A 9,825-nucleotide genomic window follows, 5' to 3' on the forward strand; every position below is an offset into this window, starting at 1 on the left:
AATATGACATCAAAATTTCCAACAGATTTTTTATGGGGAGCATCCATTTCCGCGCATCAAACCGAAGGGGCTTATTTAGCAGATGGCAAAGGACTAAGTGTTCAAGACACTCGTCCCCGAGACAATAACGAGATCGCCGATTTTACAGTGGCGGTGGATCATTATCATCGTTATAAGGAAGATATCGCCTTATTAGCAGAACTAGGAATCAAAATTTTCCGCTTTTCAATTGCATGGTCGCGGATCTTTCCTGAAGGGCGAGGCCGCGTTAATCAGAAAGGATTGGACCATTACAGTGCTGTCATTGACGAATTGTTGAAGCAGGGAATCCAACCGTTTATTACGTTAAATCACTTTGATTTGCCACAAGCGTTGGAAGATGAGGGAGGCTGGACAAAACGCAGTACAGTTGAAGCTTTTGAAACCTATGCTAAGACATTATTCAAAGCTTACGGTGATCGGGTGACCCATTGGTTGACGATCAATGAGCCAAATATCATGCTCTTAGTCGATCGCAAGATTCTAGGTAAAACGATTCCTCTGACGGAGAAGTATCAGCAATTCCATCATCTGATGATTGCCGAAAAGCTGGCCTTCAAACACTGCCATGAACTCATTCCCAATGGCAAGATCGGACCGGTCCCTAATATCTCACTTGTGTATGCAGCAACCAGCAAGCCGGAAGACAATCAAGCAGCCCTTTATTTCAACAGTGTCCGAAATTGGGCGTATTTAGACTTTGCTTGCTTTGGACGCTACAACACTGTCTTTCAAGATTACTTAAATAAAAATGGAGTGAAGATTACTGTCCTGCCAGAGGATCAGGCTTTAATGACCAGTGCTTTTCCTGACTTTGTAGCCATGAACTTCTATACGACGGTCACAGTGGAACAGCCTACGATGGATGGAGACATGACGAATGGGATCAGTGACCAACAAAGTGAAGACATCATGGAGCGAGGATTTTATAAAGGATTTACGAATCCGTATTTGAAGAAAAATGCGTTTAACTGGACCATTGATCCTCTAGGCTTAAAGACGACTTTACAGACACTTTATGATCGTTACCATTTACCAATCATTATTACAGAAAACGGCTTGGGGGCAGAAGATCATCTAGAAGATGGCGCAGTCCATGATCCGTATCGTATCGATTATTTGCAACAGCACATCCAGCAATGTCTTGCGGCTATCGAGTCAGGAGTGGAGTTGATCGGCTATAGTCCTTGGTCAGCGATTGATTTGATCAGTGTTCATGAAGGCATCAAAAAGCGCTATGGGTTTATTTATGTGGATCGGAACGATGCCGATGAAAAAGAACAAAAACGTGTGAAAAAAGATAGTTTTTACTGGTACCAAAAGTTGATTGAAAAGGGCCATTGGGAGGGGTAAGCAATGAATCATGTCTTTACTTTTTTAGAGCAGCGATTGATGCCGCCGTTAAATAAAGTTGCTAATTTGCGTTTTATCCGAGCAATTATGCAAGCGGGAATCATCACGGTACCTTTCACGATCGTGGGTTCGATTTTTCTGATCATCAATAACCTGCCTCAAATTATTCCGCCGCTGGCTGGTTTCTTTGAACAGACGATTTTGAAATTTTCCCCGCTTTATAGTGTCGCGACAACCATGTCAATCGGTTCGATCGCCCTCTTTTATTGTTTGGCTACTGCCTATTATTTAACGGATATCTATCGGAAAGAAGAAAAACTCCAATTGAGCAGCTTTGTTGGCGCAACTCTTGGTTTATTTGCCTTTTTGATGACGATCATTCAAGTCGATATTTCCGATAGTGGGGCACAATTGCTTCAAACAACTGGAGAGACAGCCATTATTTATAACGGTGTGGCACTTGGCTCTTGGGTGACACGGTTTAGTGGGGTCGGTATTTTTATCGGTATCATTACAGCGGTGCTTGCAACCCAAGTCTACCGTTTTTGTGTTAAAAAGAAAATCACGATCCAAATGCCAGCAGGAGTTCCAGACGGGGTCAGTAAGGCATTTGCTTCCCTGATTCCAGCGATTATTATTGCCTTTTTGATGATTTTGATCAATGGTTGTTTAGCCATTTTCCATACGGACTTGCATGGCTTGTTGTCAAAACCATTTGAATTTGTAAAAGATTTGACAGGTTCTTGGCTAGGAATCATTGTAATCATGTTGTTGATCCATTTGTTGTGGGCGGTAGGGGTTCACGGAACCGCCGTCATCAAAAACAGTTTTATCAATCCGATTTTATTAGTTGCGTTAACTGAAAATATCGATGGCGCAACCAATATTTTTGCCGGCGATTTCGTCAATATGTACATTTTCATTGGGGGTGCTGGCAGCACGTTAGGGTTGGTCTTATTGATGTTATTTCGAGCTAAATCCCAACAGTTGAAAGTGTTGGGCAAAGCGGCGATCCTTCCAGGATTATTCAATATCAATGAACCAGTGATCTTTGGGGCACCAATCGTCTATAATCCCTATTTGATTATTCCTTTTATTGTGACACCATTGATCAATGTGACGGTCGCTTACTTTGCTACATCCTTCGGTATTGTAGCTAAAGTGATTACCGGTATTCCTTGGATCTCACCTGTCGGAATCGGAGCATTTCTTGGGACTGGCGGCGATTTTCGCGGTATTTTGATCGCTATTCTTAATTTATTGATTTCGATCGTCTGCTATTATCCGTTTTTCCGAATGTACGATAACAAACTTTTTGTGGAGCAGCAAGCAAATGAAGCAGAAGCGGCTCGCCATGATCAATAGACAAAAAGAGCGTGAGACAAAAGTAAAAACACTTTTGTCCCACGCTCTAAACATGTCTAAACGGCGGGATCAGAGGTACCCCCGAGAAATCAATCGAAATAACCTGAAATTTGAAAAGCAATTTCCGTGGCTTCTTCCTTATTTCTTGGCGTTTCACACTTCTGTGCAGCTTTTTTAGCGAAAACTGTAATCCGACAACGAAATTTGTCGGGCTTGACACCAGTCTTTGACAGAACCGGAGAAAACTAGCGGTACATTAGTCAAATCCTGTGTACGGGTTTGTCCGACCATGGTGTAGAGCAGCTGAAGCTGTTCTTTCCATGACTGGATGGTGGCAATCGTTTCTGCAGGTCCTTTATCTAGGAGCATGGTCAAAATCGTAGCAGAGATACCGACACTTTTGGCACCAAGACATAAAGCTTTGAAAATATCAAAAGCATCGCGAACCCCTCCTGATGCGATTGTCGTGAAGGGTTGCTGCACTTCGTTGGCTTCCAGTAAAGAAATAACCGTCGATTGGCCGAAGTGATCCAAGTAGGCCATTTCTCGTTTCTTTCTGCGGGCATTTTCAATCTGAGTAAAACTCGTTCCGCCACTGCCAGCCACATCGATCGTTTGTACGCCTACCGAAACCAATTGCTGAATGGTCTCTCGAGTCATACCAAAACCGACTTCTTTTACGACGACTGGTACTGGAGAGACCTGCACGATTTGTTCGATCAGACTTAGCCAGTTGCTGAAGGCACGGTCCCCTTCAGGCATCACCAGCTCTTGCGGGGCATTCAGATGTATCTGTAAAGCATCGGCTTCAAATAAGTCGATAGCCCGCAAGGCATTTTCAACGGAACTGCCAGCACCGACATTTGCCAAAAGAAAGCCCTCTGGATTGACCTGGCGAACGACTTGAAAGGTATCGGAAAGTGCTGGGTCTTTTAATGCGGCAGAGACCGAACCGGTGGCCATCATCAAATCACAGGCTTTCGCGATTTCCGCTAAGTCTTGGTTGATTTTTTTGCTTTTTTCACTTCCACCAGTCATGGCATTGATGAAAAAGGGGGTGGCAAAAGAGCGGCCAAAGAGTTCCGTTTCCAAAGTGACTTGTGCACTATCGATCTCCGGAAAGGATTGGTGGATAATTTGAACCGCATCAAAATCATTTGAACGTGGCTTGTGAAAGGCTTTTGCCAATGAGACATGTTCATCTTTTCGATTCATTAGATTTCCTCCCGATAATGGTAAACGTGTAAAGGTAATGGAATGATATTGGCTTTTTCCCACGCACTCATCAATGGCAGGATTCCGGTTTTTTGATCGACGATCACAATGCCGCAATCCCCACCGCCAGCACCGGAAGATTTAGCAGCACCACGGTAGGTTTCTGCTAAGTCACATAATTTCTTCAATGCAGGAGTTTCAATGGTCACACCAGTTAGACTAGACAATTCTAGTAATAATTTCCGATTTTCGGTAATCATTTTTTTGATCGTGCGACTATCTTCATTGATAAAGCCATCAATCAATCGATTAACGCAGTCTTTGCTGTCTGCCAAAAACTGGGCATAGCCTTTTTCTTTGGCTTCTTTCGATTGGTAGACTTGATCAACCAAATCAGAAGTAGAAGCAGGACTGCCGGTCCAGCCAATTAATAGCCGCAATGATTTTGGCACAGTCAATGGACGGATCGAAAGCTCTGGCCAATTGCTGGTCAACAGCTGCGTCAATGTCCATTCCTGCTGTTTTTGTAAGACCCACTCATGGTCAAAGGTCGAAAATGCTAGCCAGCCGCCATAACAAGAGGCAGCGATGTCGCCACATGAGCCATTTCCTTGCACGGCTAAATGGGCCAATGCTGCGATTTTGAATTGCGTTAAGCGATCCATTTTTAGATCATAGTAGAGGTTGAGCGCTTTAACCGTAGCAACGGTCACTGCGCCACTAGAGCCAAGCCCATATTTTCGCCCATTGGAATTATCTAGCTCGCTGGTAACTTTTAAGTCGTAAAAAGAGAGCAGGGTTCCCTTTTCTTGGGCGTATTTTTCAGTTAAGCGAATCGCGGCTAGAATGTAGTGAAAAGGGTTTTCTCGGTGATCCAGCACAAGTTCGCCATTGCGGCGAGTCCAACGAATCGGCAAGTCACTGTATTGGGCAGATTGAATACTGCCGTTTCTGCGGGCACCTTCGATCGTTACATTGATGAATTGATCCACCGCAACAATGATCGCTGGGTGTCCTGGTTCAACGACTGCATATTCACCTGCGATAAATAGTTTGCCGGGAACTGAGATTTCTATCATTTCGCCACTCCTCTAGTTGTTGTCGACTGATCGTCGGCTGTCATCGGTAAAGTGATCAATCCTTGTCCTGCATGAGCGACGATCAATTGGTCATCTTGAAAGTCTTTTTTTAGCTGGGCCAAGATGGCTTTCTCGTCTTTTCTTTGACAAAGGACTTTGACGTTAGGTCCGGCGTCCATCGTAAAGTAACAAGCCAATCCTTGTTGACGCAAGGAACGGACACAATCCATTGCTCGCAGAGAGTCAGGAGACCAGTAGGTGAAAGGCGGCGTTGCAGCCAAAGTCGTAGCATGCATTTTTAGTGCATTGGCTTCAGTCGTTTCACCTAATAATTGAAAGTCTTTTTCGCGGATGGCTTGTTTTAATTTTTTCAAATCCTGTGGTGTGCTTTCTAGCCAACCAGAATAATAGCTGGAAGTCTCTACAGTCCGACGCATTCCGTCACGACTGGAAACATCTTTTTCTTTGTCATTGATTAAGATGAAGAGCATACTTAATTCTTCTTCCCAGCCGTCTGAAGCAACTGGGGTGGCATAGGAGGTAGTATCATCACCGGTATGCCACTCGACAAAGCCGCCAAAGACACTGCGACAAGCAGAACCAGAGCCCCGCCGAGCGAGGCGAGAGAGTTCTTCTTGTGTCAATTGTAAGTCAAGCGCGGCATTGCAAGCCCCGGCTAATGCGGCTAGTCCACTTGCCGATGAAGCTAATCCAGCAGCTGTAGGAACATAATTGCGGCTGTCAACTTGTGCATAAAAAGGGCAGTCGGCTTTTGCCCGAACAAGATCCAAGAAGGCAGTGATTTTCTTTGTGGCTGCCTCGTTTTGCTGTTTTCCATCTAGCAAAAAACAGTCTTGAGTATATTCCTTAGAAAAGGTAACCGAGGTTTCGGTATAAAAAGCATCTAACGTCAAAGATAAGCTGTTGTTCATTGGCAAGATCAGTGTTTCGTTTTCCTTGCCCCAATATTTGATCAAAGCAATATTTGTATAGGCTCGCGCCTTTCCTTTATGCATATTCGTAAGCTCCTAATCCTTGAATCCAAGTAGCACAAGCGCCATTGGACAATAAAATACGGCTGATCGCTTCAGCCTCTGATTTTGTCTGAGTCAATGCAATCATACAGCCGCCACGGCCGCCACCAGTCAGTTTAGCGCCGAAAGCCCCATTGGCTAATGCCAACGATACGAGCTCATCCAGTTTTTGGTTGCTGACACCTAACTGCTGGAGGGTTTCATGGGCAGTAGTCATGGCTTGCCCAAGCTGTGTCAGCTGATTATGTAAAATAGCTTCTTTAGCTTTCTGTGCTAAATGCCCTAAGCGGCTGATGGCTTGGCTGGTTTGGTGTTTTTGCGTGTCAAAAAGATGTGCGACACTTTTGACAGCTGTCCGGGTCTGCCCTTTGATCCCAGTATCAGCGACTAATAAAAAGCCATCGATCGTCAATGGGAATGAAGTAATTGGCTGCCCTTTGATAAAATAGATCGCCTCACTGCCGCTAGTAGCCGCAGCATCGATGCCGCTAGGATTACCATGGGCGATTTTCTCAGAAAAATCGACGTAATCCAATAGCAACTCTTTTGCCAAGTCATTTTGCTGCCAATCAAAAAAGGCCCGAGTCAGCGCAACGGCAACAGCTGCGCTTGAACCCATTCCTCGTTCTGAAGGAATCGTACTGACGATCGAAACAGAACATGGACCGGTTTGATAATCGTTTTGCAAGCGTAGAAGCAGTTCTTTGACATTTTTTAAATGTGGCGGCACTCCTTCTAGCGGGCCATGATAATAATTGGAGGTTAATTCATTTCCCAGGCTATCCGTCATCTCTACGTGGACCTTGGCCCCCGCAAAGGGAAAAGCAATGGCGGGCTCACCGTAGACGACTGAATGTTCACCCATTAAAATGATTTTTCCTGTAGCTATGCCAGTACCGAGTGACATCATTATCCTCATTTCTCTTAGAAAGGCAACAAAAGTCAAAAAAAATTTCCTCAAAGGAAAAGGAAGAAATTCTATCCCATACTTGATCCTAAGAGTTCATCGTTGGCTATTGCTGCACTTCTATTTAATCGTTATACCTATTTGCTAAGTGCTGTCGTTTGTGCTCGCTTTTCTATGAAATCACTAGACATCAGTAGAAAAACGAGAAGATTCTTTCTTATTCTACTAGAAGAAGGCTGTTTCGTTAAGTATTCCGAAAAAGAAAACGTAAAAAACTGAAAAACTTTAAACTTTTATTGAAAAATTTTTGTTTTTATGCTTCAAATGTGCTGGGTTGACGATACAACATCTAGTAGTGTATAGTTGATTACGCAAATGAAACATACAATATTTAGTGATGAGTGAGTTGGGGGATATGAGCGTGATCGTATTAGCAGGAACTATCGGCGCAGGAAAATCAAGTCTAACGGCATTGTTAGCCGATCATTTAGGCAGTCAGGCGTTTTATGAGTCAATCGATGATAATGAAGTGCTGCCGTTGTTTTATGCCGATCCAAATAAATATGCTTTTTTACTGCAGATTTATTTTTTGAATAAACGGTTTGACAGTATCAAAAAAGCATTGAACGATGATAATAATGTACTAGATCGATCCATTTATGAAGATTCGCTGCTTTTCCATTTAAATGCGGACCTAGGGCGGGCAACGGATACCGAAGTAAAGGTCTATGATGATTTGTTGGCCAATATGTTGGAAGAATTGCCCTATGCTGCCCATAAAAAACATCCGGATTTATTGGTTCATATTCGGGTTTCTTTTGAAACGATGCTGGAACGGATCAATAAACGGGGACGGGAATACGAGCAGTTATCTTTTGATTCTACCTTGTATGACTATTATCAAGAATTGAATTTACGCTACGACCAGTGGTACGAAGATTACCAGGAAAGTCCGAAAATTCAAATCGATGGCGATCAATTCAATTTTGTTGAAGACCCTGAAGCGGCCCAAAAAGTATTAGCGATGGTCGATGAAGCACTGGCAAAAGTGCGTAAATAAAACGACAGCTGGAATCCAGCCCATTTAAGTGGGGATTCCAGCTGTTTTCTTTTATAATAGAAGAAAGCAAGTATGGAACGTGTGGAGGGAAACCAGTGGAAAAAAAACGATTTTACAATGGTCGCTATGAATGGATCCAAATCGACCAGCAAGACAGCAGTGGTATTGCAAGGTTACAACAACAACATCAATTGACGGATGAAATGCTAACTTATTCATTAGATAAGAACGAACGCGCCCGTGTGGAATTTGATACCGACGATCAAGCATTGTTGTTGGTGTTTAATGTGCCTCAGCAAGAAAAGAAAGACAATCATTTTGAAACCAGTCCAATGACATTTATTCTAAAAAAAGATCGCCTGTTTACTTTTTCTTCAAAAAATACCCAATATGTGATCCCGATGATGGAACGGGTCCTTGAACAAAGTCCGTTGCAGACGCCGATCCATTTTCTCTTCAACAGTCTTTTTTTGATCTCAGGAACTTTTTTTCCTCTAGTGGAGGAAGTCAATAGCGATCGGGTGCATCTCAATCAGCGGTTGCGAGAAAAGACTACCAATAAGAACTTATTGGATATGTCCGACTTGGAGATTGGGCTAGTTTATCTGGTTTCGGCAACGAAACAAAATGCCGTTTTATTAGAACAGATCAAAGCTTTATCATTCTTTCGTTTAATGGATGACAATGAAAAAGAACAATTGGATGATGCACTGATCGAAGCCAAACAAGCCGTTGAAATGACACAGCTAGCGTTTCAAATTCTGGAACAATTGTCCGGGACGTATAATAATCTGTTGAACAATAACTTGAACGACACCATGAAATTTTTGACGGTCTGGTCGTTATTACTAACGGTGCCTTCGATCGTTACTAGCTTCTTTGGCATGAACGTTCCTTTGCCCTTCACGAATACTGTGTTTGGCTGGGGCATCGCGTTACTGATCAGTTTAGTTTTGTCAGGATGGATGCTGATTGCTCTCTGGCGCAGAATCAAGTGATGCCTCAATCAATCACTAAACCCAAACCAGCTGCGATCACTAATGCTTGTTCTTGGTCAACGATCAATCCTCGCAACATTTCTTGCGAAAGAGCGATTTTCCGGAAAGGATTGGTCCGCAGATCTAGCTGATAGAGTTTGGTCCGAAACCAATTACTGTTTGTCAGCTGATTGTGCTGCAGCTGCAGATTTTTCCATTGGACTTCATAAAATTCTGTATCATTCAGCTGGCATTCGATGAAGCGGATGGTTTTCAAATTGGTGTTGCTGAAGGAAGCAAAGTTGCCCACACAAGAATCAAAGGTACAGTCGCGAAAGTAACTTTCCGCAAAATTCGTCCCGGTCAGCTTACAATTTTTGAAGTGTACTTGGTGGAAACTAGCGCCCAAACACTCCATGTTGGAAAAGTCGCAGTTTTCAAAGAAAACATTTTGGCATTCCCAATGTTCCAATCTGGTCTTTTGCATGGTGATTTTTTTTAAGTGGCACTGTTTTAAAATGAGACCAGTACAAGCGTCATAGCTGGCATCTGTTTCTGTAAAAAAAGCTTGTTCAAAGATTTCTTCATTTTCTAAATAAAAGTCCTTTGGTTCTAGCTGCTCAATAATCGGTAAAAGTGGAGTAGGCTGCTTTTTTTTCATGTTGCACCTCAGAATTTTGTTTTTTTTCTAGTATACCATGAGTAGAAGGCAACCTTTGGCAGTAGGACGATTTTTGAGAATAGATTGTGAATTTTATTCAATGGGTCAAATTTAGCCATTGAAAAATCAAGGTTC

At 43.1% G+C, this 9,825-nt stretch carries 9 protein-coding genes; 4 read left to right on the plus strand and 5 right to left on the minus strand.

Annotation, left to right across the window (positions count from 1 at the left end; genetic code table 11):
* Window positions 1-3 precede the first annotated feature (3 nt).
* Window positions 4-1,392 (plus strand): glycoside hydrolase family 1 protein, encoded by a 1,389-nt coding sequence (locus Q0A12_RS03195; protein WP_291291264.1) that lies wholly within the window; start codon window positions 4-6, stop codon window positions 1,390-1,392.
* A gap of 3 nt (window positions 1,393-1,395) precedes the next feature.
* Window positions 1,396-2,757 (plus strand): PTS cellobiose transporter subunit IIC, encoded by a 1,362-nt coding sequence (gene celB, locus Q0A12_RS03200; RefSeq protein WP_291291265.1) that lies wholly within the window; start codon window positions 1,396-1,398, stop codon window positions 2,755-2,757.
* A gap of 174 nt (window positions 2,758-2,931) precedes the next feature.
* Here the strand turns inward: celB and fni are convergent, their stop codons facing one another.
* The 4 genes from fni to mvk are packed head-to-tail and all read right to left on the minus strand — an operon-like array spanning window position 2,932 to window position 6,992.
* Window positions 2,932-3,972 (minus strand): type 2 isopentenyl-diphosphate Delta-isomerase, encoded by a 1,041-nt coding sequence (fni, locus tag Q0A12_RS03205; protein WP_291291266.1) that lies wholly within the window; start codon window positions 3,970-3,972, stop codon window positions 2,932-2,934.
* Window positions 3,972-5,051: a phosphomevalonate kinase gene (locus Q0A12_RS03210; protein WP_291291267.1), complete on the minus strand. Its 1,080-nt coding sequence runs from the start codon at window positions 5,049-5,051 to the stop codon at window positions 3,972-3,974. Before Q0A12_RS03210 ends, fni begins: the two co-directional genes overlap by 1 nt.
* Window positions 5,048-6,067 (minus strand): diphosphomevalonate decarboxylase, encoded by a 1,020-nt coding sequence (mvaD, locus tag Q0A12_RS03215; RefSeq protein WP_291291268.1) that lies wholly within the window; start codon window positions 6,065-6,067, stop codon window positions 5,048-5,050. The genes Q0A12_RS03210 and mvaD overlap by 4 nt, the downstream gene beginning before the upstream one ends.
* Window positions 6,060-6,992 carry a mevalonate kinase gene (mvk, locus tag Q0A12_RS03220; protein ID WP_291291269.1) on the minus strand — a complete coding sequence of 311 codons (933 nt, stop codon included), beginning with the start codon at window positions 6,990-6,992 and terminating at the stop codon, window positions 6,060-6,062. The genes mvaD and mvk overlap by 8 nt, the downstream gene beginning before the upstream one ends.
* Before the next feature lie 415 nt (window positions 6,993-7,407).
* Between mvk and Q0A12_RS03225 the strand changes: the two genes are divergently transcribed.
* Window positions 7,408-8,052, plus strand: coding sequence for a deoxynucleoside kinase (locus Q0A12_RS03225; protein WP_291291270.1), 645 nt, complete (start codon window positions 7,408-7,410; stop codon window positions 8,050-8,052).
* A gap of 134 nt (window positions 8,053-8,186) precedes the next feature.
* Entirely contained in the window at window positions 8,187-9,050 is an 864-nt protein-coding gene (locus tag Q0A12_RS03230) for a magnesium transporter CorA family protein (RefSeq protein ID WP_291291272.1), read from the plus strand.
* A gap of 4 nt (window positions 9,051-9,054) precedes the next feature.
* Here Q0A12_RS03230 and Q0A12_RS03235 read toward each other — a convergent pair whose 3' ends face one another.
* Window positions 9,055-9,690, minus strand: a complete 636-nt coding sequence (locus Q0A12_RS03235) for a pentapeptide repeat-containing protein (RefSeq protein ID WP_291291271.1) — start codon at window positions 9,688-9,690, stop codon at window positions 9,055-9,057.
* Window positions 9,691-9,825 lie beyond the last annotated feature (135 nt).

Origin of the sequence: Enterococcus sp. (assembly GCF_022711995.1) — a bacterium.
GTDB lineage: Bacteria > Bacillota > Bacilli > Lactobacillales > Enterococcaceae > Enterococcus_D.